The 26,120-nt window shown below is 64.6% G+C and carries 20 protein-coding genes and 1 pseudogene; 14 read left to right on the plus strand and 7 right to left on the minus strand.

Annotated features, from left to right (window positions below; translation table 11 throughout):
• Window positions 1-12: 12 nt before the first annotated feature.
• The 4 genes from IGW04_RS14865 to IGW04_RS25795 all read left to right on the plus strand — a co-directional run bounded on the left by IGW04_RS14865 (window position 13) and on the right by IGW04_RS25795 (window position 9,431).
• Window positions 13-378, plus strand: a complete 366-nt coding sequence (locus tag IGW04_RS14865) for a response regulator transcription factor (RefSeq protein WP_194713864.1) — start codon at window positions 13-15, stop codon at window positions 376-378.
• 3 nt (window positions 379-381) lie between these two features.
• Complete coding sequence (locus IGW04_RS14870) at window positions 382-966, plus strand: chemotaxis protein CheW (protein ID WP_228527109.1); 585 nt, start codon at window positions 382-384, stop codon at window positions 964-966.
• A gap of 52 nt (window positions 967-1,018) precedes the next feature.
• Window positions 1,019-3,301, plus strand: a complete 2,283-nt coding sequence (locus IGW04_RS14875; protein WP_194713865.1) for a methyl-accepting chemotaxis protein — start codon at window positions 1,019-1,021, stop codon at window positions 3,299-3,301.
• Between the two features lie 97 nt (window positions 3,302-3,398).
• A complete protein-coding gene (locus IGW04_RS25795) occupies window positions 3,399-9,431 on the plus strand; it encodes a hybrid sensor histidine kinase/response regulator (RefSeq protein WP_228527110.1) in 6,033 nt (2,010 codons plus the stop codon).
• Between the two features lie 148 nt (window positions 9,432-9,579).
• Here the strand turns inward: IGW04_RS25795 and IGW04_RS14890 are convergent.
• A pseudogene (locus tag IGW04_RS14890) lies at window positions 9,580-10,786 on the minus strand (IS3 family transposase).
• Here IGW04_RS14890 and IGW04_RS14895 point away from each other — a divergent pair.
• The 4 genes from IGW04_RS14895 (at window position 10,785) to sucD (ending at window position 14,152) form a co-directional block, all read left to right on the plus strand.
• On the plus strand, window positions 10,785-11,153 hold the full coding sequence (locus IGW04_RS14895) for a hypothetical protein (protein ID WP_194713866.1): 369 nt from the start codon (window positions 10,785-10,787) through the stop codon (window positions 11,151-11,153). The pseudogene IGW04_RS14890 and the gene IGW04_RS14895 overlap by 2 nt on opposite strands.
• A gap of 323 nt (window positions 11,154-11,476) precedes the next feature.
• Window positions 11,477-12,040: a DUF2889 domain-containing protein gene (locus IGW04_RS14900; RefSeq protein WP_194713867.1), complete on the plus strand. Its 564-nt coding sequence runs from the start codon at window positions 11,477-11,479 to the stop codon at window positions 12,038-12,040.
• Window positions 12,041-12,079: 39 nt separating this feature from the next.
• A complete protein-coding gene (sucC, locus tag IGW04_RS14905) occupies window positions 12,080-13,246 on the plus strand; it encodes an ADP-forming succinate--CoA ligase subunit beta (protein WP_194713868.1) in 1,167 nt (388 codons plus the stop codon).
• A gap of 24 nt (window positions 13,247-13,270) precedes the next feature.
• Window positions 13,271-14,152 (plus strand): succinate--CoA ligase subunit alpha, encoded by an 882-nt coding sequence (gene sucD, locus IGW04_RS14910; RefSeq protein WP_194713869.1) that lies wholly within the window; start codon window positions 13,271-13,273, stop codon window positions 14,150-14,152.
• A gap of 423 nt (window positions 14,153-14,575) precedes the next feature.
• Here sucD and uraD read toward each other — a convergent pair whose 3' ends face one another.
• The 4 genes from uraD to IGW04_RS14930 form a co-directional block, all read right to left on the minus strand.
• Window positions 14,576-15,106: a 2-oxo-4-hydroxy-4-carboxy-5-ureidoimidazoline decarboxylase gene (uraD, locus tag IGW04_RS14915; protein WP_194713870.1), complete on the minus strand. Its 531-nt coding sequence runs from the start codon at window positions 15,104-15,106 to the stop codon at window positions 14,576-14,578.
• Complete coding sequence (gene puuE / locus IGW04_RS14920) at window positions 15,103-16,050, minus strand: allantoinase PuuE (protein WP_194713871.1); 948 nt, start codon at window positions 16,048-16,050, stop codon at window positions 15,103-15,105. The genes uraD and puuE overlap by 4 nt, the downstream gene beginning before the upstream one ends.
• A 19-nt stretch (window positions 16,051-16,069) precedes the next feature.
• Entirely contained in the window at window positions 16,070-17,608 is a 1,539-nt protein-coding gene (locus tag IGW04_RS14925) for a nucleobase:cation symporter-2 family protein (RefSeq protein ID WP_194713872.1), read from the minus strand.
• Window positions 17,609-17,712: 104 nt separating this feature from the next.
• Window positions 17,713-18,456, minus strand: coding sequence for a GntR family transcriptional regulator (locus IGW04_RS14930; RefSeq protein ID WP_194713873.1), 744 nt, complete (start codon window positions 18,454-18,456; stop codon window positions 17,713-17,715).
• 188 nt (window positions 18,457-18,644) lie between these two features.
• On the opposite strand from IGW04_RS14930, the gene uraH reads away from it, so the two are divergent.
• The gene (gene uraH / locus IGW04_RS14935; protein ID WP_194713874.1) at window positions 18,645-18,998 is read left to right on the plus strand and encodes a hydroxyisourate hydrolase; all 354 of its coding nucleotides are present in this window, start codon (window positions 18,645-18,647) and stop codon (window positions 18,996-18,998) included.
• 26 nt (window positions 18,999-19,024) lie between these two features.
• A complete protein-coding gene (locus IGW04_RS14940; protein ID WP_194713875.1) occupies window positions 19,025-20,233 on the plus strand; it encodes a urate hydroxylase PuuD in 1,209 nt (402 codons plus the stop codon).
• Window positions 20,234-20,459: 226 nt separating this feature from the next.
• On the opposite strand, the gene IGW04_RS14945 is transcribed toward IGW04_RS14940, so the two are convergent.
• Together IGW04_RS14945 and IGW04_RS14950 are read right to left on the minus strand one after the other, a co-directional pair.
• Window positions 20,460-20,762, minus strand: a complete 303-nt coding sequence (locus tag IGW04_RS14945) for an EthD family reductase (RefSeq protein ID WP_194713876.1) — start codon at window positions 20,760-20,762, stop codon at window positions 20,460-20,462.
• Between the two features lie 61 nt (window positions 20,763-20,823).
• Window positions 20,824-21,525, minus strand: a complete 702-nt coding sequence (locus tag IGW04_RS14950; protein ID WP_228527111.1) for a FadR/GntR family transcriptional regulator — start codon at window positions 21,523-21,525, stop codon at window positions 20,824-20,826.
• A 215-nt stretch (window positions 21,526-21,740) separates the two neighbouring features.
• Here IGW04_RS14950 and IGW04_RS14955 point away from each other — a divergent pair, with 215 nt between their 5' ends.
• From IGW04_RS14955 to IGW04_RS14970, 4 genes are read left to right on the plus strand one after another with little or no spacing between them, the layout of a single operon-like run.
• Window positions 21,741-22,733 carry a tripartite tricarboxylate transporter substrate binding protein gene (locus tag IGW04_RS14955; protein WP_194713877.1) on the plus strand — a complete coding sequence of 331 codons (993 nt, stop codon included), beginning with the start codon at window positions 21,741-21,743 and terminating at the stop codon, window positions 22,731-22,733.
• Window positions 22,688-23,212 carry a (2Fe-2S)-binding protein gene (locus tag IGW04_RS14960; protein WP_194713878.1) on the plus strand — a complete coding sequence of 175 codons (525 nt, stop codon included), beginning with the start codon at window positions 22,688-22,690 and terminating at the stop codon, window positions 23,210-23,212. Before IGW04_RS14955 ends, IGW04_RS14960 begins: the two co-directional genes overlap by 46 nt.
• On the plus strand, window positions 23,209-25,368 hold the full coding sequence (locus IGW04_RS14965) for a xanthine dehydrogenase family protein molybdopterin-binding subunit (RefSeq protein ID WP_194713879.1): 2,160 nt from the start codon (window positions 23,209-23,211) through the stop codon (window positions 25,366-25,368). Before IGW04_RS14960 ends, IGW04_RS14965 begins: the two co-directional genes overlap by 4 nt.
• A gap of 37 nt (window positions 25,369-25,405) precedes the next feature.
• Complete coding sequence (locus IGW04_RS14970) at window positions 25,406-26,101, plus strand: molybdate ABC transporter substrate-binding protein (RefSeq protein ID WP_194713880.1); 696 nt, start codon at window positions 25,406-25,408, stop codon at window positions 26,099-26,101.
• The last annotated feature ends 19 nt before the right edge of the window (window positions 26,102-26,120 follow it).

Here is a 26,120-nt window from a genome sequence, read left to right on the forward strand (position 1 = left end):
AAGGTTAATGCGATGGCCATACAAAAAATTCTGGTAGTCGATGATTCGCCGACAGAGCGTTACTTTCTGTCCGACATCCTGATCAAGCACGGCTTTTCCGTTTCCACCGCCGAAAACGGCGAGGAAGCGCTGCTGAAGGTCAAGGCCGACCGGCCGCAGCTCATTCTGATGGACGTGGTGATGCCGGGCCAGAACGGTTTCCAGGTCACGCGCGCCATCAGCCGCAACCCCGAAACCCAGGACGTGCCCATCATCATGTGCACCAGCAAGGGCCAGGAAACCGATCGCATCTGGGGCCTGCGCCAGGGCGCCCGCGACTACATCGTCAAGCCGGTCGATCCGCAGGAACTGCTGGCGAAAATAGCGGCGCTTGGCTAAGCCATGGCCAGCCTCCAGCCCGCGCAGCAACACGCTTCCCCAACGACGCAGAACATTGCCGACCGGGCCGGCCGGCGGGCTCGGCTGCGTGATTACCAGACACACCTGGTCGATCGCATGCAGGCCGCGCGCAGCGGCGCCGAGCTCCATCGCAACCAGCTTGGCGTGATGGTCGGCGCAAGCCGTCTGCTGCTGGACCTGAAGCAGGCCGGTGAAATCATGACCATCGCCGGCATCACGCCGGTGCCGCTCACGCAGGACTGGTATCGCGGCCTGGTGAATGTCCGCGGCAACCTGATCGGCGTGGTCGATCTCGCCCGTTTCCAGGGCGGAGAAACCACCGTCATCACCAAGGAAAGCCGTATCGTGGCCTTCGCGCCGTTGCTTGGTTTCAACTGCGGACTGCTGGTGTCGCGGGTGCTGGGCCTGCGCAGCAGCAATGACATGACGTTAAAGAATCCGGCCGCGGCTGCCGATAATGCGTCATGGCTGGGCCGGCAGCATCTGGACCAGGAGGCGCAGGAATGGACTGAACTGGATCTTTCCCTGATCACGCGGGATTCCCGATTTTTGCATGTAGGTTCATGACCGCCAGGCGGTCGCGCCTGGAATTACCGTAATCGGCATCAGGAGACTATGCATGGCGTTCAATCTGGATTTCCTCAACAAGCTCAAGAAACAGCGCGCACTGCCTGAACTCGAGCCTGCGCTTGCCAATACCGCTTCCGCGTCGGCTGCAGTGCCTTCCGCCGGCGCTGGCCGCAAGGCCGGGGAAAAGGACAAGGCAAGGAATGCCGACAGGCCGGCTGCGTCCGCCGCGGCTGTGAGCGCCAGGTTTTCCCCGTCGATGTTCCGGCGTTTTCCGCTGCAATACCAGATGCGCATCCTGCTCGGCCTGCTGGGCGGCTCGCTGCTGCTCGGCTCCGGCGCGGTCTGGCTCAATTCGTCCACCTCCAGCATCAACTCGCTGCAGTCGCAGATCGCCGGCAATGCGCTGATGCACTCGCAGCGTATCGGCAAGGCGGCGCCGAACGCGATCCAGGGTAATGCGTCGGCGTTCTCGCAGCTGGTCGACAGCCGGCGCGAGCTCAACACCGATCTCGATGTGCTGGCCAACGGCGGCGCCTACCAGGGCCGCTCCATCCCTGGCGCGCGCGGCGAAATCAGCGATATCCTCGCCGAGACGCGCAAGGCCTGGGCCAGTTCCGACAAGGCCGCGGGCACGGTGCTGAAGCTGCAGAAGGAATTGTCCGGCTTCGGCGCCACGCTGCAGAAGCTCAATGCGCTGTCACCGACGCTGCTGGAACTGACCGAGCAGATCTCCACGCTCAAGGCCCAGGGCGGCGCTTCGCCGCGTGAAATTGCCGCGGCCGGCCAGCTGGTGATGCTGACCCAGCGTCTGGGCCGCAGCGCCAACGAATTCCTGACCTCCGAAGGCGTGAATCCGGAAACCGCTTTCCTGCTCGGCAAGGATACCAATACCTTCCGCGACATTACCGATGGCTTCCTGAGCGGCAGCGACATCATGCGCCTGTCCGTGACCCGTGATCCGGACACCCGCGAAAAGCTGATGGAGCTGCAAAAGACCTTTGCCGACTATCAGAAATCGGTTTCCAGCATTCTCGGCAACCTGCAGAACTTCATCGCCGCCAAGCAGGCGGAGCAGTTGATCTTTACGGAAAACGAAGCGCTCCGCGAGCGTTTGACCAAGCTGCAGCGCGCCTACCGCGCCCATGAAGAATCGATAGGCTGGACCTTCTGGCCCATGCTGGTCTTCGCGCTGACGGCGCTGCTTTCCGCTGCCGGCATTGCCCGCGTGCTGCTGCTCGACAGCCGGAACCGTGCGCAGGAAGCGGAAGCGCGGCGTGAATCGGCGGAAGCCCAGCGTCTGGAGGCGCAGCGCGAAGAAGAGCAGGCCAAGGCCGCCAATGACCAGAACCAGGCGGCGATTCTGCGGCTGATGAATGAACTGCAGGAGGTGGCTGACGGCGACCTGACCGTGCAGGCCACGGTGTCGGAAGACATTACCGGCGCGATCGCCGATTCGCTGAACTACACGGTCGAGGAATTGCGCGGCCTGGTCGGACGTGTCACCAAGACCGCCGAGCAGGTTCGCTCGGCATCGAACGAAGCGCAGAATATTTCCGCCGAACTGCTGGATGCATCCCAAAAGCAGTCCAGGGAAATTCAGGAAACCGGCCAGGCGGTATTGCAGATGGCGAGCCAGATTACCGAAGTCTCGCGTTCGGCCAGCGAATCCGCTGAGGTGGCCCGCCACTCGGTGACTGCCGCGGAGCAGGGATCGCGCGCGGTGGAAAACGCGATCAAGGGCATGACGGAGATTCGCGAGCAGATCCAGGAAACATCGAAGCGCATCAAGCGGCTGGGCGAATCCTCGCAGGAAATCGGCGAGATCACCGAGCTGATTTCCGACATTACCGAACAGACCAACGTGCTGGCGCTCAATGCCGCGATCCAGGCCGCTTCCGCCGGCGAGGCGGGACGCGGCTTCTCGGTGGTGGCGGAAGAAGTGCAGCGGCTGGCGGAACGTTCCGCCGAAGCGACCAAGCAGATCGGCGCGCTGGTGCGCACCATTCAGACCGATACCCACGATGCCGTGGCGGCAATGGAAAAGTCCACCCAGGGCGTGGTCGAGGGGGCTCGCCTGTCGGACGCCGCCGGTGCCGCGCTGCTGGATATCCGCCGGGTTTCCAATCAGCTGGCGGAACTGATTCAGGAGATTTCCGCGGCCACGGGGCGCCAGGCGCAGTCGGCCAGCAGCGTCGCCGGCAACATCCAGAATATTCTGACAGTGACCGAACATACGCAGCAGGGCACGCAACAGACCGCGCAATCCATTCATACGCTTTCCCAGCTGGCGGAGGAACTGAAGAATTCCGTATCCCGCTTCCGTGTTGCGTAGCGCCAGCCCAACGATGTCGCGGCCGGGCACTGCACCCTGACCAGGCGCATCCGATGCAGGGGCGCGCATCGTACCCATTTGAAACCATGAGGCATTCATGAGCAGCCATTCTTCCAATCCGGGTGCCCTGGATCAATTCGATACCGGACCCTTGTCCTGGGTGATGGAAGAGATCCGCGCCAGCCTGACGCGTGCCAGCGCCCTTGGCCTTTCGGCCAGCGGTGAGGAGTCCGATGCCCGGGCCACGTCGCTGCGCCAGGCCGGCGCGCTACTGCACCAGGCGCGCGGCGCATTGCAGATCGTTGACATAGCGGGCGCACCGCAGCTAATCGAAGCAATGGAAGAGCTTCTGACACGTGCCGCCGATGCCGAAGCAGCGTCGGAAGGAGAAAGCCTTGCAGCAGTGGCTGCCGGCTGTCGTGCCCTGATCGAATACCTGGATGAACTGCTGGCCGGCGTTGCGCCGCAGGCGCTCAGGCTGTATCCCTATTTCCGCGACCTGCAGCAGGCACGCGGGATAAGCCGGGTACATCCTTCCGATCTCTATTTTCCCGACCTGACGATCAGGCCCAGGCTGGCCACGCCGGCAGTGGCCGCCAGTGCAGCAGACGTGGCGCAGTTGCGTCAGCGGTTCGAGAAGGCATTGCTGCCCCTGCTCAAGAGCACCGATGCGCAAGCCGAGAAAAGCAGCGCCGCGGTGCTGGCCGACGTGCTGGCCGATTTCGTGCGGCGTGCGCCAGGAAGGCTGGGGCAGGCCTACTGGTGGGTGCTGCATGGTTTCGCCGCCGGCGTGGCAACCGGAGAAATCAGTCCCGCGGTCCATGTCAAGCAGCTGTTCGGGCGCATCAACATGCAGTTGCGCAAGCTCGACGATGCGCCTTCCGAAACCAGCGAGCGCCTGCTCAGGGATGCGTTGTTCTTTATCGCGACAGCCGCAGACCCGTCGCCGAAACTGCAGCAGATCCGCCAGGTGTATGGCCTTTCCGCGATCAATCCTGATGAGGTGGAAATCGCTCGCTACGGTCTGGTTGACAGCGCCATCCTGCACAACGCAAGAGAGCGCCTGCAGGCCGCCAAGGCAGCATGGGACCGTGTCGCTGCCGGAGATATGCAGGCCGGCGCAAGCTTTGCGCAGGAGATTGCCGTCCTTGCCGAACTGGTAGCTGGCCTGCGGTTGCTTTCATTGGACGACTTGACACAGCAGTTGCGTCGCAGCGCCGATCAGCACCGCGCAACGCAGGACGAAGCCCTGGCGCTGGATGTCGCCGCCAGCCTGCTTTTCCTGGAAAACGCATTGCGCCATGGCGCGCGCTCCAGCGCCAGCATGCATGCCACTGCGGCCAGCCTGGCTGCGCGCCTGGCAGCACGGCTGGATGGCGTCGCGCCGGCCGGCCAGGCGCGATGGCTGGACCAGTTTTCCCGCGATGCCCAGCAGCGCGATACGGTCGCCGCGCTTGCAGATGAAATGCGCGGCAACCTGGCGCAGGTTGAAAAGCTGCTAGATGAATTTTTCAGCAATTCCGCCAAGCGTACCGCGCTGGCGCCGATCGACGGCATCCTGCACCAGATCGAGGGCGGGTTGTCCATCCTCGATCTCGATCAGGCCGTGCTTGCAGTACGCAATGTGCGCGCGCAGGTTGCGGAATTTGCCCTGCCGGAATTCGAGGGCGAGCCTGGCCGGCCCGAATTCCAGCAGGTGGCGCGTAACCTGGGGCTGCTCAGTTTCTTTCTGGAGAGCTTGCGGGTGGATAGTGAGGCGGCGAAAGGCCGTTTCGTATTCGATATCCATAGCGGCTTGTTCAGAAACGTCAATGTGCCGCGAGGCCAGGGCAGGGAGGTTGATGTCGCTGTCGTAGCGGAGTCACAAGGCGCTGCCATGCCGGGGGCCGACGCTGTGCTGGCTGAACCAGCAACTGCGGATGCCGCCAAGCCAGCTGCGCCTCTGGAAACGGAGGCCGCCAAACCGGCGACGGACTTGTCTCAGCCACTGCATGCTGAAACGGTGACAGCGTCGTCCCCAATCGCGGCGGAAGCCGACGCCGCCGACACGGCAATGCCAGCCCCGGCGGTGCCGATGGCAGCCGCCATGATTGCCGACGGCCCGGACTGGCAACGCACTGCCGCCAGCCACCCGTCAGCAGAAGGCCCTGTACCGGCAGAGCAGGCGCACGGGTTCGTGGCTGCACCAGACCCGGTACCGACGCCGATAGCCGAAAGCACGTCGGACGAAGCGGTCGACGCCGAATTGCTGGAAATCTTCCTGGGCGAAGCCGAAGAGGTGCTGGAAAATGTCGCGACTAACCTGCCGCTGCTGCGCATGGCGCCACATGATCAGGCCAGCCTGACCACGTTGCGGCGGGCTTTCCATACGCTCAAGGGCAGCGGCCGCATGGTTGGGCTCAATGCATTCGGCGAAGCCGCATGGGGACTGGAAAAGACCTTGAACCTGGCCCTGTCGGATGGCACGCCCGCCAGCACCGATCTGTGCGACCTGATCGAGCGGGCGCATCGCGAATTGAGCGCCTGGGTGACCGACCTGAAGCAGGAAGGCTCGTCTGCACGCCGCCCCGACGCATTGGTATTCGCCGCTGAGGCAGTGCGCGATGGCGGCAAGTTGCCTGCCGAGGAAGCTGCGCCATTGGCCGCGCCCGCCAAGGCGGTGTCGGTATTGCCTGATCAGTCCGGAGCCGCTGGCGAAGCACCGTACCATTCTGAAACGCTGGAAAACGTCGAAGCGGTCGCGTTGATGCTTGAAATCGGGCAGGCGCCTGCCGCCGGGATCGAGCACGCCGGACTGGACGCATTCGCCACTGCCGGTCATGCGGATCATGTCGCGCTCCCACAGAGGGAACTGGCGGACCTGCTGTCCCCTGAGCATCTGCAGGCACACCCGATGGAAGCGATTCCAGCGCAAGAGGATCTGTTGCCTGCCGTCGGGGAAGTCCAGTTGCCCGAACTGCCGGCACTGGAAGAAGCCGGCGTTTCGGACACCGAAGCGCTGCTGGATGACATCCAGGAACCGACGATTCCCGACCAGACGACCGATGCGACGCAGCTGGTGGAAATGGAAATGCGGGACGACACGGTGCAAGCGCATGCAGACGATGCCAGCATCGACGACATGACGCCGGCGCATCCGGCCGAAACCGTGCCCATGGCGCAGGTAATCAGTTTCCCCGAAGTGCATCCGGTGGAAACCCGGCTGGACGACAGCATCAAGCGCATCGGTAATCTCGAAATCAGTGTGCCGCTGCACAATATCTACCTGGCCGAGACCGACGACCTGGTACGGGTGCTGGCTCAGGATCTGTCCGAATGGCGGCATGAGGCCGGCCGCACCGTCAACACGGTTGCCGTACACGCGGCGCATTCTCTGGCCGGCAGTTCAGCCACGGTAGGCTTCGTTCCCCTGCAGGAAGTCGCCTACGCGCTGGAGCGGGTGCTGCAGGCACTGGCGCGCAAGCCAGTTCCCTTGAGCGTTCAGGAATTCGATGCCCTCGACGCTGCAGTCGGCGAGCTCAAGCAGATGCTGCGGCAGTTTGCATTGGGCGACATGCCGCCAGCCGCGCCGTACCAGGTCCGCATCCTGGAAGAGATGCGCCAGCAGGTCATGGCGCGCGCCGCCACGGTGGTTGTGGAAGTGCAATCCGCCTTGCCTGCCTTCATTGCCGAGGAAGCCAGGCAATCAGGCGATGCCGCTGCGGACATGAGCGGGCTTGCCGAACCCGATCAGGTCGAGGCGGCAGACCCAGGCATTCCCGGCGCCAGGACGCGGCCGCTGGCAGGTTTTGGCAGCCAGGCATCAGCCGGCGCCGACCTCGCCCCGACGCCGGAAACCGGTGCGGCCATAGAGCCGTCAGCGGACGCCGGCCGCATGCCGTACGATGAACTCGATCCGGATCTCCTGCCGGTCTTCCTGGAGGAGGCCAGCGACCTGCTGCCCCAGATCCAGTTGCTGCTGCGCGCCTGGCAGGCTGAACCGGCGTCCCGGGAGCCGGTGCAGGGCTTGCTACGCCTGCTGCATACCGTCAAGGGCAGCGCCAGGATGGCCGGCGCAATGCGCCTGGGCCAGCAGATGCACGATATGGAAAGCCGGATCGAGCAGGTCAGCGCGGTCGGAACGCCGACGCCCGCCGTGTTCGAAGATCTGCTGGGCCGCTTCGATGTCGGCCTGTATCTGCATGACCAGTTGCAGAACCCGGAAGCCGGCAAGCTGGCGCCCGCGGTGGTCCACGGCGCGGTATCGAGCGCCGTTGTCGCCGAAGCTCCCGCCGAAAAAAACCATGCTTCCGCCAGCGCGCCGCTGCTGCGGGTGCGCGTGGATATCGTCGACCGGCTCGTCAATCAGGCCGGCGAAGTATCGATTTCCCGCTCGCGGGTGGAGAATGGCGTCTCAGGCCTCAACCAGTCGCTGTCCGAACTGACGGACAACGTGACGCGTCTGCGTTCCCAATTGCGGGAACTGGAAATCCAGGCCGAAAGCCAGATGGCCTCCCAGATGGCGCATTCGGCCGAGCGAGGATTCGATCCGCTTGAATTCGACCGTTTCACCCGGCTGCAGGAATTGACCCGGATGATTACCGAAACCGTGAGCGACGTCTCCTCGGTGCAGCAGAACCTGGTGCGTGGCGTGGAACAGGCCAGTGCCGACCTGCAGCAGCAATCGCGCCTGACGCGCGACCTGCAGCAGGATCTGATGCGGGTGCGCATGGTGCAGTTCGGCAGCGTGGCCGAGCGGCTGTACCGGGTCACACGCCAGGCAGCCAAGGAACTCGACAAGCGGGTCAACCTCGACATTCGCGGCGGCGCCGTGGAAATCGACCGTGGCGTGCTGGAAAAGATGGCCGGCCCGTTCGAACACCTGCTGCGCAATGCCATCGTGCACGGCATCGAGAGCAGGGAAGAGCGGCTGGCGGCGGGCAAGAAGGACATCGGCGAACTGAAGGTTGAAATCCGCCAGGAAGGCAATGAAGTCGTCATCCAGTTTTCCGACGATGGCCGTGGCCTCGACCTTGCGCGCATCCGTGCCAGGGCCGAGGCCGCGGGCTTTCTGGAACCGCATGCCTCGCCCAGCGACGCCGAACTGCGGGAACTGGTCTTCCATCCCGGTTTTTCCACCGCGCAGGATGTAACCGAGCTGGCCGGACGCGGCATCGGCATGGACGTGGTGCGCTCCGAAGCCGCCGGGCTGGGCGGCCGCGTGGCCATCGACAGCCAGCCCGGCCACGGCGCCACCTTCATGGTCAGGCTGCCGCTGACGCTGGCGGTGACGCAGGTGGTGGTGCTGACCACCGGCGGCAATACCTATGCGGTGCCCTCGGTGCTGGTGGAGCAGGTGCAGCAGCTGAAGGCCGGCGCGCTGGCCGATGCCTATGCCGAAGGCGCGGTAACCTGGCGCGGCGAGCAGGTGCCGCTTTACTACCTGTCCGAACTGCTGGGTGACGGCAAGGCATCGCCGGTGACGCAGCAATACTCGCCATTGCTGATTCTGAAAAGCGGCGAAAGCCGGGTGGCGGTGCATGTGGACGATGTGCTGGGCAACCGCGAGGTCGTGGTCAAGAACGTCGGGCCGCAACTGGCGCGGATGGCGGGCGTGGCCGGCGCCACGGTGCTGGGCTCCGGCGATATCGTGCTGATTCTTGACCCGGTGCCGCTGGCGCAGCGTCTGCTGGAAACAGCGCCACGTTCCCGGCAGGGCGCCAGGCCGGCGTCCGGGCAGGCGTCACACGCGCCGCACAGCCAGCCGATCGTGATGGTGGTGGACGACTCATTGACGGTGCGCCGCGTGACCCAGCGTTTCCTGACGCGCGAAGGCTACCAGGTAATGCTGGCCAAGGATGGCGTGGATGCGCTGGAACAGCTGCAGACGGTCACGCCGGACCTGATGCTGGTGGATATCGAAATGCCGCGCATGGACGGTTTCGACCTGACCCGCAACGTGCGCGGCGACAGCCGCACCCGGCACATTCCCATCATCATGATCACCTCGCGCACCGCCACCAAGCATCGCAACTATGCAATGGACCTGGGCGTGAACGAGTATCTGGGCAAACCCTATCAGGAAGCCGACCTGCTGAAGTTCGTCCTTGCGTTCACCGGGCGCGAGATGCCGGCGGCGGCGGGGCAATAAATCGGGGTGCGTCCTGTTGTCCGCTTTTCTTGATCAACCAATGGCGGAATGCTCCCGCGGGGTATTCCGCCATTGCTGTCCGGCACACTGTCTGCTACGGCCCTGAAGGTTGCCTTGAGGTGTACTGTCAATAGCGGACACCCTCGTGTCAGGCGGCCTGCCGATGTTTGAAAGTTTCAGCAAACACTGTAGGGGACAGGTAGCCAAGGCGTGAATGGCGCCGCTGGCGGCTGTAAAAAATCTCGATGTATTTCTGGACCGCTGCCTTGGCATGGGCACGCGTTTCATAATGCTGGTGATGTGTCAGTTCATTTTTCAGGCTGCCCCAGAAGCTGTCCATCGGTGCGTTATCGAAGCAATTTCCTTTGCGCGACATGGATGCTTGCATGCCAAACTGGTCCAGTAACTTGCGATAGGCATGCGCACAGATAGGCATGCGCACAGATAGGCATGCGCACAATATTGACTTCCCCTATCCGAATGATGGATCAGTCCCGCTGGTGGTCGCTTGTTGCGCACAGCTTGCCAGAGTGCCCTGGCCGTCAACTCCTGCGTCATGCGCTCGTCCATCGCATAGCCGACGATTTCACATGTGAAGACATCCTTCACGCCAGCCAGGTAAAGCCAGCCTTCCCGAGTGGGCAGATAAGTGATATCGGTCAGCCACATTTCATTTGGGCGGGTCGGCATAAATACTTGGGCCAGCAGGTTGGGCGCCACCGGCAGGTCATGCCGGGAATTGGTCGTGGCTGTGAACTTGCGTTTTTGCTTGCAGCGCAAGCCCAATTCCTGTCGTAGCCGTCCAATACGATCCCGCCCAGCCGGGAACCCTTGTGCCGCCAGCTCTGGCTGCAGCCGGCGTACGCCGTAGGTTTCACGGCTCTGCCGGTGTGCTGCCTTGATGGCCACCTTCAGTCGTTCGTCAGCTTGCTGGCGTTGTGACGGCTTGCGGGCAAGCCAGGCATAGAAGCCGCTGCGCGAGACGTCAAACACACGGCACAGCAATGCAATCGGGTAGTCGAGCCGCATCGTCTTCAATTGCGCGTACCGGGCAGCGACTCCCGAGCAAAGTACGCGGTGGCCTTTTTTAAGACTTCCTTCTCCATGCGCTCCACCGCGAGCTCACGGCGCAACCTGGCGTTCTCCGCTTCCAAGTCAGCAACGCTACGACTACCGGGGGCTGAGGTTGATGCTGTTGATCCCCGGTTGGCAGCCGCGACCCAGTTCGCCAGCGTCCCTTTGGGCACTGACAGCCGCTGCGCCGCCACTTCCAGCGATAGTCCCTGTTCCAATACCAGCTTGACCGCTTCCGCGCGAAACTCGGGCGTATAGGTCCTCAAATCTGTTCTCGTCATGCTTTCTCCCATTGACTCAGTTTATCAAACGGGAGCGTCCACAAAAGTCAGGCTACCTCAGTATCGGCAGCGCTGGAAGATCGAGACGCATTACCAGCGGCTCACCGAACAACTGCATTGCGAGCCACAAGGCCTGACACACCCGCGTGCGGCGCTATTTGCCTTTGCCATGGCCATTGTGGCGAGCAATGCGCTGGCCCTGGTACAGGCGGCATTACGCCAGCAGCATGGGCGCGAAGCGGTGGAAGAACTGTCTTATTACTATCTCGTGATATTCGTCACCAGTGTGTGGGAAGGCATGCACATTGTGGTGCCCACGCCAAGCTGGCGTTTCGTGCGCCGGTTCTGCGCAGCGCAGTTGGCATAGTGGTTAAGCCAGCTGGCGCAAGGCGTGGACATGGGCCAGCTACGTCGAAGTCGGCGCGGCCCGAAAGAACCCTGGACCAAGCGCGCTTCCGGCGACACGTATCACCATGTCTCCATCAAGCGCTTGCTGGATGCGCAATCTTGAATTTCAGCATGTTGACAGGGGTGCCCCCCATTACCCCACCCATTTGCCGAAGCAACAAACAGCTGTGCTACACTCTCGGGGTTTTTTTGCAGCGCCGCAGGAGCGGCTGTTGCCGTAGAAACTGCGGCAGCGACACGCAAATGCGGCTTTTTTGTTGCCGCTTCAACCGGCATTTCTCCATGCCCCTGTCATCACCTACATCCCGCCGCGTGCTCAGGCACCGCCGCGCCATCGAGATCGACGCCTATGCGCGGGAGGACGGCCTGTGGGACCTCGACGCCCATATCACCGATATCAAGACCCGCGACATCAGCACCGCTTCCGGCATCCGTCCGGCTGGCGTGCCGGTGCATGACCTCTGGCTGCGCGTCACGATAGACCGTGCAATGAACATCGTCGATGTCGAGGCGGTATCGGACAATGTGCCGTATCCCGGCTTCTGCAATACCATCGGTCCTGCCTATCGCGCCATGATAGGCCTGAACCTGATGAAAGGGCTGCGCCACGAGCTCAAGCAACGCCTCGGCGGCATTGCCGGCTGCACTCACCTGACCGAACTGGCGCAGATCCTGCCAACGGCCGCGGTGCAGGCGTATGCCGGCGAAGTCATCCCAGTGCAGGGCGATGCTGATGTCAAGCCTTTTCAGCTCGACCATTGCCATGCGCTGCGTACCGATGGCGGCGCGGTCGCCAAGTTCTACCCGCGCTGGGCGGTCGCCCAGGCGGATGATTCCACCACTTAATCCAGTCATTATTCAATCAGCGTCTGAAGGGAAGCTCGCATGAAAATCCATGAGTACCAGGGTAAAGAAATCCTCCGTAAGTTCGGAGTGACCGTTCCACGCGGCATCCCGTGCATGAGCGTCGAGGAAGCCGTCAAGGCAGCCGAAGAGCTCGGCGGCCCGGTGTGGGTCGTCAAGGCCCAGATCCATGCCGGCGGCCGCGGCAAGGGCGGCGGCGTCAAGGTTGCCAAGTCGATCGACCAGGTACGTGAATACGCCAACGCCATCATGGGCATGCAGCTGGTCACGCACCAGACCGGCCCGGAAGGCCAGAAAGTGCGTCGCCTGCTGATCGAGGAAGGCGCCGACATCAAGAAGGAACTGTACGTTTCGATGGTCACCGACCGCGTCTCGCAGCGCGTGGTGCTGATGGCATCCAGCGAAGGCGGCATGGACATCGAGGAAGTGGCCGAAAGCCATCCTGAAAAGATCCACAAGGTGGCGATCGATCCGTCGGTTGGCCTGACCGACAAGGATGCCGACGACATCGCCGCCAAGATCGGCGTGCCGGCGGAATCCATCGCCGATGCGCGCGCCCAGCTGCAGGGCCTGTACAAGGCTTACTGGGAAACCGATGCATCGCTGGCTGAAATCAACCCGCTGATCCTGACCGGTTCCGGCAAGGTCATCGCGCTCGACGCCAAGTTCAACTTCGACTCCAACGCCCTGTTCCGCCATCCGGAAATCGTCGCCTACCGCGACCTGGACGAAGAGGATCCGGCCGAAGTCGAAGCCTCCAAGTTCGACCTCGCCTACATCTCGCTGGACGGCAACATCGGCTGCCTGGTCAACGGCGCCGGCCTGGCCATGGCCACCATGGACACCATCAAGCTGTTCGGCGGCGAACCGGCCAACTTCCTCGACGTGGGCGGCGGCGCAACGGCAGAGAAGGTCACCGAAGCCTTCAAGATCATGCTGAAGAACCCCGGCCTGAAAGCCATCCTGGTCAACATCTTCGGCGGCATCATGCGCTGCGACGTGATCGCCGAAGGCGTGATCACCGCTTCCAAGGCCGTGTCGCTGTCGGTGCCGCTGGTGGTGCGCATGAAGGGCACCAACGAAGACCTGGGCAAGAAGATGCTGGCCGACTCCGGCCTGCCCATCATCGCCGCAGACACCATGGAAGAAGCCGCGCAGAAGGTTGTCGCTGCGGCCAACGGTCAATAACGAATACGCGCAGAAGGAAACACAATGTCCATCCTCATCAATAAAGACACCAAGGTCATCACCCAGGGCATCACCGGCAAGACCGGTCAGTTCCACACCCGGATGTGCCGTGAATATGCCAATGGCAAGAACTGCTTCGTTGCCGGCGTGAACCCGAAGAAAGCCGGCGAAGACTTCGAAGGCATTCCCATCTTCGCGAACGTGAAGGAAGCCAAGGCGCAGACCGGCGCGACCGTGTCGGTGATCTATGTGCCGCCGGCTGGCGCTGCCGCCGCGATCTGGGAAGCCGTTGAAGCTGACCTCGACCTGGCGATCTGCATCACCGAAGGCATCCCCGTGCGCGACATGATGGAAATCAAGGACCGCATGGCAAAGTCCGGCAGCAAGACCCTGCTGCTCGGACCGAACTGCCCGGGCCTGATCACGCCGGATGAAATCAAGATCGGCATCATGCCGGGCCATATCCACAAGAAGGGCCGCATCGGCGTGGTCTCGCGTTCCGGCACGCTGACTTATGAAGCAGTCGGCCAGCTGACCGCACTGGGCCTGGGCCAGTCGTCGGCCGTGGGCATCGGCGGCGACCCGATCAATGGTTTGAAGCACATCGACGTGATGAAGATGTTCAACGACGATCCGGATACCGACGCCGTCATCATGATCGGCGAGATCGGCGGACCCGACGAAGCCAATGCGGCCGAATGGGTACGCGACAACATGAAGAAGCCGGTGGTTGGCTTCATCGCTGGCGTGACCGCGCCTCCGGGCAAGCGCATGGGCCATGCCGGCGCGCTGATCTCCGGCGGCGCCGACACCGCTGAAGCCAAGCTGGCCATCATGGAAGCCTGCGGCATCAAGGTCACCCGCAACCCGTCGGAAATGGCGCGTCTGCTGAAGTCCATCATGTAAGCAGTCAGCTTGAGCGGGCCCGCTTGCGGGCCGCAATAAAAAAAGGCAGCGTTATCGCTGCCTTTTTGTTGCCTGAATCGGATCGGATGCGACGGTCAGTAGGGTGCAATACCCGAAGGGCATTGCACCGCCGATCGCCAACCGGGATGGCATTGTCGGACCATTCCCTCGATCGACCATCGGCGCAATGCCCCTGCGGGGTATTGCGCCCTACGAGTGCTACGAGTGCTCAAGCGGATCGGATGCGACGGTCAGTAGGGTGCAATACCCGAAGGGCATTGCACCGCCGTTCGCCGACCGGGATGGTGTTGTCGGACCATTCCCTCGATCGACCATCGGCGCAATGCCCCTGCGGGGTATTGCGCCCTACGAGTGCCGAACCTTCTGCGCTTGGGCAATTGCAGCGCCGCCGCGATTCCGGCCTTACCCCTGCGCCTCTTCCGTCACCGCGTCACCCAACCGGAATCTCCCGATCCTGATGATCTGCTCGATGCACTCCGCCGCCTCGACATCCCGGGCATTCTCCAGCCGTTGCGCGAAGTGCTTCAGGATGCTGTGCCGGTCATGCCCCTTCACCGCGATCACGAAGGGAAATCCGAATTTCTCGTTGTAGCGCCGGTTCAGGTCCTGCATGCGCTCGAACTCTTCCGGGCTGCACTGGTCCAGCCCGGCGCCCTTTTGCTCGCGGGTGGATTCGTCGGTCAGCTCGCCGCGCACCGCCGCCTTGCCGGCCAGCTCGGGGTGGGCGCGGATCAGGCGCAGGCGTTCCTCCTCGGTGGCGCCGCGCACTGCATCGGCCATGGCGCGATGCAGCGCATCGACGCTGGCAAACGGCCGCTTCGCCGCGGCGCGTTCGGCGACCCAGGGCGAGTGTTCAAAGATCGCGCCCAGGCGGGCGGTGAAGTCGGCTGCCGACATCGCGTTCAATGCATTCAGGCTGATGGTGCTGCTCATGCTTTTACCTCGTAGGGATGGGTCTCTATCCAGTGCTGGGCGATGTCGATGCGGCGGCAGATCCATACCCGCTCGTGCGACTGAACATAGTCAAGGAAGCGCTGCAGCGCGCGGAAGCGGCCGGGGCGGCCGAGCAGGCGGCAGTGCATGCCGACCGACAGCATCTTGGGCCGGTCCTGCCCTTCCGGGTCGCCTTCCGCATACAGCACGTCGAAGCTGTCCTTCAGGTACTGGAAGAACTGCTCGCCGGTGTTGAAGCCCTGCGGCGTGGCAAAGCGCATGTCGTTGCTGTCCAGGGTATAGGGCACCACCAGGTGCGGCTTGCTGGCGCCGCCGGCGAGGTCGACATCGGTCCAGAACGGCAGGTCGTCGCCGTAGTAGTCGGAGTCGTAGACAAAGCCGCCATGCTCGACCACCAGCCTGCGGGTGTTGGGCGAGTCGCGGCCGGTGTACCAGCCCTGCGGCGCAAAGCCGGTCATCTCGCGGAAGATGGCCACCGCCTCGCGCATGTGGCGCCGCTCGGTGTCCTCGTCCATGCCCTGGTAGTGAATCCAGCGCAGGCCGTGGCAGGCGATCTCATGGCCCAGTTCCTCGAAGGCGCCGGTCAGTTCCGGATGGCGCTGCATCGCCATCGCCACGCCGAACACGGTCAGAGGCAGCTTGCGCTGCTCGAACTCGCGCAGGATGCGCCAGACGCCTGCCCGCGAGCCGTATTCATAGATCGATTCCATCGACATATGGCGCGCCGGATAGGCGGCGGCGCCGACGATCTCCGACAGGAACTGCTCGGACGCCGGGTCGCCATGCAGCACATTGTTCTCGCCGCCTTCTTCGTAATTGAGCACGAACTGGACGGCGATGCGCGCGCCGCCGGGCCAGCGGGCGTGGGGAACGTCGCGGCCATAACCGATCAGGTCGCGCGGATAAGCTTCATGTCTGGACATAGGGTTAAGGATAGTCAGGTTATTCGGCGCCGTGCGTGTTGTCGCGCGCAGCCTGCCGCGCTTGCTCGCTCGACGCCAGTCCGTTGAAGAACAGGTTCAGCAGCACCGCCGAGATCGCCGCCAGCAGGATGCCGCTGTGCAGCAGCGAGGACAGCGACTTGGGCATGTGCTGCGCATAGTTTTCCGCCACCAGCGGCAGCATGCCGAAACCGATCGACACCGCGACGATGAACTGGTTGTGGCGGTTGGTCTTGTAATCGACGCCGGAGAGAATGCGGATGCCGGTGGCGGCCACCATGCCGAACATCACCAGGCCGGCGCCGCCGAGCACGAACTGCGGCACCGCTTCGGCAGCCTGGGCAATCTTCGGCAGCACGCCCATCACGATCAGGATCACGCCCGCGGCGACGCAGACCCAGCGGCTCTTGACGCCGGTCACGCCGACCAGGCCGACGTTCTGCGAGAACGAGGTGTAGGGAAAGGTATTGAAGACGCCGCCGATGATGGTGCCCAGGCCGTCGACCCGCAGGCCGCGGCTGATGTCGTCCTCGCGGATCGGCTTGCCCACCAGGTCGCCCAGCGCCAGGAACATGCCGGTGGACTCGATCATCACCACCAGCATCACCATGGTCATGGTCAGGATGGCGACCGCATCGAAGGTCGGCATGCCGAACTGGAATGGCGTCACCAGCGCAAAGCCCTTGGCTGCGGCCACCTTCTCGAAGCTGACCTTGCCCATGGCCCAGGCCAGCACGGTGCCGGCGAGAATGCCGGTCAGCACCGCGATATTGGCCAGGAAGCCCTTGCCGTACTTGGCCATGGCCAGGATCACCAGCAGCACGAACAGCGCGATGCCCAGGTTGTCCAGCGCCGCATAGGCGGGGTTGGGAATCATCGGCGCGGGTCCGGCCGGCAGTGCGGCGCCGGCCGCCTTGGCCGCTTCCACCAGGCCGGCAAAGGCCGGGTCGGGAATCTTGGCCAGGTTGGGCGGGCCGCCGACGGCCCAGTTGACGCCGACCCGCATCAGCGTGATGCCGATCACGGCGATCACGGTGCCGGTGACCACCGGCGGAAACAGCTTGAGCACGCGGCTCACGAACGGCGCAATCAGCAGCGATATCACGCCGGCGCCAATCACCGAGCCGAAGATGCCGGTGACGCCCAGCGCGGGATTGTTGGCCATGGCCAGCATCGGGCTGACCGAGGCGAAGGTCACGCCCATCATCACCGGCATCCTGATGCCGAACAGCTTGCCGAAGCCGAGCGATTGAATCACGGTGACCAGGCCGCAGCAGAACAGGTCGGCGCTGATCAGCGCCGCCACCTGCTCCGGCGGCAGCTTGAGCGCCCGGCCTATGATCAGCGGCACCGCGATCGCGCCGGCATACATCACCAGCACATGCTGCAGGCCGAGCGTAAGCAGCTTGCCGGCCGGCAGGCGTTCGTCGACGGCGGAGGGCAGGCTGGCGTCGGCAAGCGCCGCGTCGGCGTCCGGCGAGGCCGGTATGGTGGCGGGCCGGTCCGGGCGCGCTGGGAAAGGTGTATGGGCTAAGGACATGCTTGTCTCCGGTTTCCGGGAAGGTGGATGGGTATTTTTATTATTGGGCTGGGGTGGGGCAGGGTTAGCTTTGCCGGTTCGTCAGGGAAGAGGCATGCCGGCGCTCAGGCCTGCTCGGCCTTGCCCAGCGCGGCACGCAGGTCGAAGCGCCGCTCGGGGCGGTTCAGCATGCGGCATGCGCATTGATCGAGATGGCGCGCCATTTCCTGCTGGGCGCGGGCGCAATCCTTGCGCTCCAGGGCGTCGACCACGGCCAGATGCTCGTCGAACGAGCATGGCTGCTGGCCGGCCAGCGCGTCGGCGGTGGAAATGAGCAGCGTCGTGCGCGACACCAGCCGCCGCAGGATGTCCACCACCAGCGCATTGCCCGACAGCCGCGCCAGCGCGATATGGAAGTCGGCCGACAGCCTCACCCACAGCGGGCGGTTGCCCTGCATGTAGGCATCGCGCTCGTCGGCGATCATCTGGCGCAGCCGGGCAAAGTCTTCCGGCCCGGCCTGCTGCGCCAGCTTCTGCACCACGCTCTGCTCCAGCGTCTGGCGCAGGTCGAACATGTCATGGGCTTCCTGCGCATCGGGGCTGGCGATGAAGGCGCCGCGGTTGGGTTCGAGGTCGACCAGGCCGTCCGCTGCCAGCCGCCCCAGCACCTTGCGCACGTGGTGCCGCGCCAGGCCATAGATCTCGCCCAGCGTCTGCTCGGCCATCTTGGTGCCGGCCGGCAGCCGGTGCTCCATGATGGCGTCGTAGATTTCCAGGTACATGCGCTCTTCGGCCGATATGTTGAGATCCGACGGCGCGGACTCGGACGGCGGCGAATTGGCGGCAACCAGTCTTGGGCGTGTGCTCATGCTAGGAAGGGGAGAAGGATAGCGATTTCACTGGTTGACGAGGATGCCAACCGAGGCTAGGATTGTCAACAATTTATTTCCGATTTTGTTTAACCCCCTCCGGGTGAATGCAGTCTCCAGCAGAGATACGTCCCGCCCACTCGTGATACCGCCCAGGTATCAGTCCAAACCCCAATGATGGAGCATCAATGAGCCGCTTGACGACGCACGTCCTGGATACCGCCCATGGCAGGCCGGGACAAAACATTCAACTTTCGCTGTACTGGATTGTCGACAATCAGAGGCAGCATCTGTTATCAACAAAAACCAACGACGATGGCCGCTGCGATGCGCCGCTGCTGGAAGGCGACGCATTCCAGGCCGGCATCTATGAACTCGACTTTGCCCTCGGCGCCTATTTCGCCGGCCTCGGCATCGACCTGCCGCAGCCGCCCTTCCTGGACATGGTGACGCTGCGCTTCGGCGTGGCCGACGCCAGCCGCCATTACCACGTGCCGCTGGTGGCCAGCCCGTGGAGCTATTCAACCTATCGCGGCAGCTAAGGCCGGCGGCACAAGGAGACAAGAGCATGGAAGGTTATCTGCTGGACTGGGCCAATCTGCTGCTGCGCTGGCTGCATGTGATCGTGGCGATTGCGTGGATCGGTTCGTCGTTCTATTTCGTCTGGCTCGACAACAGCCTGCGCGCGCCGATCGACGCGGCGCTCAAGGAAAAGGGCGTCGGCGGCGAGCTGTGGGCCGTGCATGGCGGCGGCTTCTATAATCCGCAGAAATACCTGGGCGCGCCGCCTGCGCTGCCGCAGGACCTGCACTGGTTCTACTGGGAGTCGTACAGCACCTGGCTGTCCGGCTTCGGGCTGTTCTCGGTGCTCTACCTGTTCAACCCCAGGGTCTTCCTGATCGACCCGAACGTGGCCAATATCAGCCCGACGGTCGCGGTGGTCGCCGCCCTGGCTTTCCTGGTGCTGGGCTGGCTGGTCTATGACATCGCCTGCAAGGCATTGCAGAAGCAGGAAAAGCTGCTGGCGGTGCTGGTGGTGCTGTACGTGGTGGCTGCCGCCTGGGCTGCCTGCCATCTGTTCTCGGGCCGTGCCGCTTTCCTGATCATCGGCGCCATGATCGCCACCATCATGAGCGCCAATGTATTCTTCGTGATCATCCCCGGCCAGCGCAAGGTGATTGCCTCGATGAAGGCCGGCGAGCCGGTCAACCCGATCCACGGCCAGCGCGGCAAGCAGCGCAGCGTGCACAACACCTACTTCACGCTGCCGGTGCTGTTTGCGATGCTGTCAAACCACTACAGCATGACCTACAGCCACAAGCACAACTGGCTGGTGCTGGTGCTGATCATGCTGGCCGGCGTGCTGATCCGCCAGTTCTTCATCCTGCGCCACAAGGGCAAGCTCAACCTGGCTTATCCGACGGTGGCGGTGGCGGTGCTGGCCGGCGTCGTGGCCTGGCTGTCGCCATCGGCCCTTCCGTCCGCGCCCGTCCAGGCCGGCGCCGGCGGCGCGGCGGCCACCGACGTGGTGGAACTGGCCCAGGTGCAGAAAATCATGCAGGAGCGCTGCGTGCAGTGCCATGCGGCGCAGCCGAGCATGATGCCGACGCCAGCCAAGGGCATCATGCTCGACACCCCGGAATCGGTGCGCAGCCATGCCCAGCAGATCTATCAGCAGGTCGTGGTGCAAAAGGCCATGCCGCTGGGGAACGCGACCAAGATCACCGACCAGGAACGCGGCACCATCGCCAAGTGGTTCGAGACAGGCGCAAAGTAGGCCTGCAGCCAGGCTGCAGGCCCGGCTGGAGGGGCCGGCGGTGAATGGTACGGAACGGCATCGCGCAAGCGGTGCCGTTTTACTTGGTGCGCCCGGCATGGGCGCTATGCCGCGGATGCAAGGGCGGGCGCGGCAATGCGTCGTGGCATACCTACGGGGAAGAACCGCAACGCAGTGCCGGGGGGCAGTCCAGCCGGTATCGGCAAGTAAGCCCTTTCATGCTCGGCTAGCTGATTTCCGACACCAGCGTGGTCACGCCGCCATTGGCGAAATTCGGCAGGTCTGCCACCGCCACCTTGGCCTCGGCGGAACCCATGACCTGCTGCATGTGGTCCATGTCGTCGAAATAAAGTTCGGCGATCCGGTAGTAGGCCGGCTTGCTGCCGTCAGCGGTCCCCCTGACCAGCGAGAACTCGGTGCGCCGCAAGCCTTGTATCCTGGCCGCCAGCGGCAGGTGGGTGTTGGCGTAATAGGATTCGAACGCCGCCGAATCGGCCGGGTGGCCATACAGCAAAGTCAACTTCACCATCGCAGTCTCCTTTATGTCGCCTTGTCAAATGCATGGCGATGGCCAGGGCGCCGTGCCTTGCCTATTCCATGCTTTCCGGGTGGAACAGATTGCGTCTTACATGCGTCAGGTGTTCGATGATCGCTTTCCGGGCCAGCGCCCCATCCCGTTCGCGCAGTGCATCGACCAGCATGCGGTGCTCCTGCTGATAGGCGCGCCGCCGCTCCGGCGTCAGGCTCTTTCGCTTGAGTTGCCCCCATTCGGCCCGCTCCCGCACTTCATGCATCAGCCGGAACACGGTCAGCACGAAACTGTTATGGGTCGCCTCCGCGATCGCCTGGTGCAGCGCGCCATCCCAGTGTTCGAACTCCTCGAAGCTGATCGCATCCTCGGCCTTGTTCAGGCACTGCTCCATGATGGAGAAGTCGGTGCTGTTGGCATTGCGGATCGTCATCTCCACCAGCGCCGGCTCGAAGGCGATGCGCGCGTCCATCAGCTCGGCCGGGCTGGTGCCCAGGGTGGGAAGCACCGCATCGGCCGCCGGCGCGGCCTGCGCCAGACGCTCCAGAGCGTCGGCCGCCAGATAGGTGCCGCTGCCGACGCTCTGGGTAATCAGGCCCATTTCCTTCATCTGGGTCAGCACCCGCCGCACCGTCGAGCGTCCGACCTGGAAGTCTTCCATCATCCGGCGCTCGGCCGGCAGCCGTTCGCCCGGCTGCCAGCGGCCGCGGCGCAGGTCGGCAAGCAGCATTTCCTTCAGGCGAAAAGCGGTATCGGTAGACAAGGGCGGCCAGGGTCGGGAGGGGAATGCAGATAATAATGGATGTCGGCCAGGCTGACCACATACGTAATTGTTGATTGACAACCGCACGAAGGCGCTGCTAAATTGGTTCAATATTCAAACCTCATAAAACCAATTAAAACCAATTAAGCAAGGCCTGCATCCAGCCGCCCTGGGCAGGCGCATCAAGATAAAACGAAGGCGGAGGAGACACCATCATGCGCAACAGATTCGCTGTACCTTTCCAGCGGGCGGCGACAGCCGTGCTCGCTTCCTTGCTGCTGGCTGGCGCCGGCCACGCGCTGGCGCAGGAATACCCGACCCGGCCGGTGAAGCTGATCGTGCCGTTCGCCGCCGGCGGGCCGGCCGATGTCTACGGCCGGGCGGTGGCGCAGCGGCTGCAGGATGTGCTGAAGCAATCCTTCGTCGTGGAGAACCGGCCCGGCGCCGGGTCGCTGATCGGCACCGAGGCAGTGGCCAAGAGCGCGCCGGACGGTTACACCCTGCTGCTGATGTCCAACACCCATACCGTCAACGAGTCGCTGTTCGCCAGCAAGCCGTACGAGCTGATGCGCGACTTCGCGCCGGTGGCGCCGATCAATTATTCCGACCTGGTGCTGGTGACCCGGCCGACGCTGGAAGCCGGCACCACGGCCGAACTGCTGAAGATGGCCAAGGCCAGGCCGGGCGACCTGTCCTATGCTTCCTCCGGCCCCGGCACGCCGTACCACATGGCGGGCGAACTGTTCAAGGCCATGGCCGGCGTCAACATTCTGCACATTCCCTACAAGGGCAGTTCCGGCGCCCGCACCGACGTGCTCAGCGGCCAGGTCGACATGATGTTCGACGCGGTGCCGACCATGGTCGAATTCGTCAGGAGCGGCCGGGTCAAGGCGCTGGCCACCACCGGCAAGACCCGTTCCCAGGTGCTGCCCAATGTGCCGACCATGGCCGAGTCCGGCGTGCCGGACTACGAGGCGGTGATCTGGCTGGGTCTCCTGGCGCCCAAGGGCACGCCGGCGGCCATCGTCAACCGCCTCAACGAGGAAGTGGGCAAGATGGCGTCCGACCCGCAGGTGGTGCAGGCCTGGGCCAGGCAGGGCGCCACGCCGATGAAGATGAGCCCTGACGCGTTTTCGAAGTACATGCAGGACGACATCGCCAAATGGGCCCGCATCGTGAAACTTTCCGGAGCGAAGGCGGATCGGTGAGCCAGCCTGGCACCGTCACGCTGCTGGTCAATCGCCGCGAGTGCGAGATCGAGGCAGACCCCGACCTGTCGCTGCTGGAAGCGCTGCGCGACCTGCTGGGCCTGAAGGGCAGCCGATATGGCTGCGGCGCCGGCCAGTGCGGCGCCTGTTTCGTGCTGGTCGGCGGCCATCCGGTGCCGGCCTGCGATACGCCGCTGTGGGCCGTGGCCGGCAAGGCCGTCACCACGGTGGAAGGGCTGGGCAGCCCGGACGCGCCGCATCCGCTGCAGCAGGCCTTCATCGCCGAGCAGGCGGCACAATGCGGCTACTGCACTTCCGGCATGCTCATCTCCGCCGCCGCGCTGCTGCGCCGTCATCCTGCCCCCAGCGAGGCGCAGGTGCGCGAAGCGCTGGAACGAAACCTGTGCCGCTGCGGCGCGCATAACCGCATCGTGCGCGCGGTGCTGCGCGCCGCCGCCGCAATCGGTGGCCAGCCATGAACATGGCCTATGTCAGCGCCACCGAGGGCCAGAGCCTGGGGCCGCCGCTGCCGGGCAGCATGCAGCGCAACCGCCGGCTGTGCCAGTGGCTGCGCTTTTCCGTGCAGGGGCACGTTGACGTCCTGTCCGGCAAGGTGGAACTGGGGCAGGGCATCCTGACCGCGCTGGCGCAGATCGTTGCCGAAGAGCTGGACCTGCGGCTGGACCAGGTGCGCATGATCCCCGCCAGCACCGCAACCAGTCCGGACGAGGCGGTGACCTCGGGCAGCCTGTCGGTGCAGGAATCGGGCGCTGCGCTGTGCTGCGCCGGCGCCGAAGCCCGTCATCTTTTCATCGAGGCAGCCGCTGCGCTGCTCGATTGCGCGCCGGCGGACCTGTGCACGGTCGACGGCGACATCGTCCATGCCGACGGCCGTCGCACCAGCTACTGGGCGCTGGCGGAAAAGGTCGACCTGGACCGCGAGGCCAGCGGGCTGGTCGCACCCAAGGACGGCAGCGCCTACCGCCTGGTCGGCCGGGCCGCCGCCCGGCTGGACCTGCCGGCCAAGGTGTTCGGCCTGCCGCACTTCATCCATGACATCGTTCTGCCCGGCATGCGCCATGGCCGCATGCTGCGTCCGCCCGGTCCCGCCGCGCGTTTGGTCTCCAGCGACGCTGCCGCCGCCGCGCTGGAGAGCAGCCAAGCGCAACTGCTGTGCGACGGCTCGCTGGTGGCGGTGGTCGCCGCCAGCCAGCACCTGGCAGAGCGCGCCGCCGCGCTGGCGGCGCCGCTGCTGGCCTGGCAACTGTCGCCCGCGGCGGCGCCGCTGCCCGACCGGCACGACCTGGCCGGCTGGATGCGGCGGCAGCCCGCGCAGTCGGCGCCGATTGCCGCCAGCGAAGGCGGCACGGCAGCCGCGCCGGCCGCGGCCACTCTGTCGGCCAGCTACGGCAAGCCTTATATCGCCCATGCATCGATTGCCCCTTCCTGCGCGCTGGCGCTGTGGGATGGCGCCCATCTGACGGTCTGGACCCACAGCCAGGGCATCTACAACCTGAGGAAAGACCTGGCGCTGGCCTTTGCGCTGCGGCCGGACGACGTCACGGTGCAGCATGCGCAGGGCGCCGGCTGCTATGGCCATAACGGCGCCGACGATGTCGCCTATGACGCCGCCTGGCTGGCGCGCGCCATGCCGGGCGTGCCGGTGCGGGTCCAGTGGTCGCGCGCCGACGAGCTGGCCTGGTCGCCGTTCGGCCCGGCCATGCTGGTCGATCTGGAAGCCGATGTCGATGCCAGCGGCGCCGTGCTGGACTGGCGCCACGTCGTGCGCGGCAATGGCCACAGCAATCGCCCCGGCCGCGCCGCCACGCCGGCGCTCCTGGGAAGCTTTCATGCGGCCGAACCGTTTCCGCCGCTGCTGGCGGTGAATGCGCCGCTGGTGGCCGGCGGCGGCGCCGAGCGCAATGCCCAGCCCTGCTATGACTTCCCGTCCTGGCGCGCCACTGGCCAGCGCCTGCTGACCATGCCGCTGCGCACCTCGGCGCTGCGGGCGCTGGGCGCGCTGGCCAATGTGTTTGCCATCGAGTCCTTCATGGATGAACTGGCGCTGGCGGCCGGCCGCGATGCGCTGGAATACCGCCTCGCCCATTGCAGCGACGCCCGCGCCCGCGCGGTGCTGCAGGATGCCGCGCGCCGGGCCGGGTGGCCGGGCACGCAACTGCCGCCGGAGCGCGGGCTGGGCATCGGCTTTGCCCGCTACAAGAACACTGGCGCCTGGTGCGCGGTGGTGGCCGAGATCGAGGCGGGGCAGGAGATCCGGGCGGTCCGGCTGACCATCTCGGTCGATGTCGGCACCGTGATCAACCCGGACGGCGTGGTCAACCAGATCGAGGGCGGCGCGATCCAGGCATGCAGCTGGGCGCTGAAGGAAGAAGTCGCCTTCGACGACGAGCGGGTCACCAGCGACAGCTGGGAGACTTACCCCATCCTGCGCTTTTCGGAGGTGCCGGCGGTGGACGTGGCGATCATGCCGTCGGACGCGCCTTCGCTAGGCGCCGGCGAGGCCGCGCTCGGGCCGACTGCCGCGGCCCTGGCCAACGCGGTGGCCCGCACGCTGGGCGTACGGGTGCGGGAGCTGCCGCTGACGGCGCAGCGCATTACCCCGTTGCTGCTCTGAATGCCGGCAGCGGGAACAGACAATCAAAGGAGAAGAAATGGATGTACAGATTCTGAGCGGCGGCGCCGCCCAAGGCGTGGTCAAGGCATTGCAGGAGGCGTTCCGCAGCGAGACCGGCGCCGGCATCGCCGGCACCTTCGGCGCGGTCGGCGCGATGAAGGAAAAGCTGCTGGCAGGCGCGTCCTGCGACGTGCTTATCCTGACCCAGGCGCTGATCGCCGAACTGGAAGCCTCGGGCCGGGTAATGCCCGGCAGCGCCGCGCCGCTGGGTCGTGTGAAAACCGGCGTCGCGGTCAAGCGCGGCCAGCCACGCCCGGATGTTTCCAGCGCCGACGGCCTGCGCGCTGCGCTGCTGGCGGCCAGGGCCATTTACTTCCCCGACCCGCAGAAGGCCACCGCCGGCATCCATTTCATCAATGTGGTGAAGCAGCTGGGCATCCTGGCCGACGTGGAAAAGGCGCTGCGGCCCTTCCCGAACGGCGCCACCGCCATGGCCCAGATGGCCGCCTGCGACGAGCCGGGCCTCCTGGGATGCACCCAGGTGACGGAAATCCTCTACACCGACGGCGTGCAGCTGGTGGCCGCGCTGCCGCCGGAATTCGAGCTGGCAACGGTGTACACGGCGGCGGTATGCAGCAGGGCGGCGGAACCGGAACTGGCGAAGAAGCTGGTGGCGATGCTGGGCGGGGAGGTATCGAGGGAGGTGAGGCAGAGCGGCGGGTTCGAGTTTTAAAGCTTGTTATTGCCGGCGC

Origin of the sequence: Noviherbaspirillum soli (genome assembly GCF_015352955.1) — a bacterium.
Lineage (GTDB): Bacteria > Pseudomonadota > Gammaproteobacteria > Burkholderiales > Burkholderiaceae_D > Noviherbaspirillum_A > Noviherbaspirillum_A soli.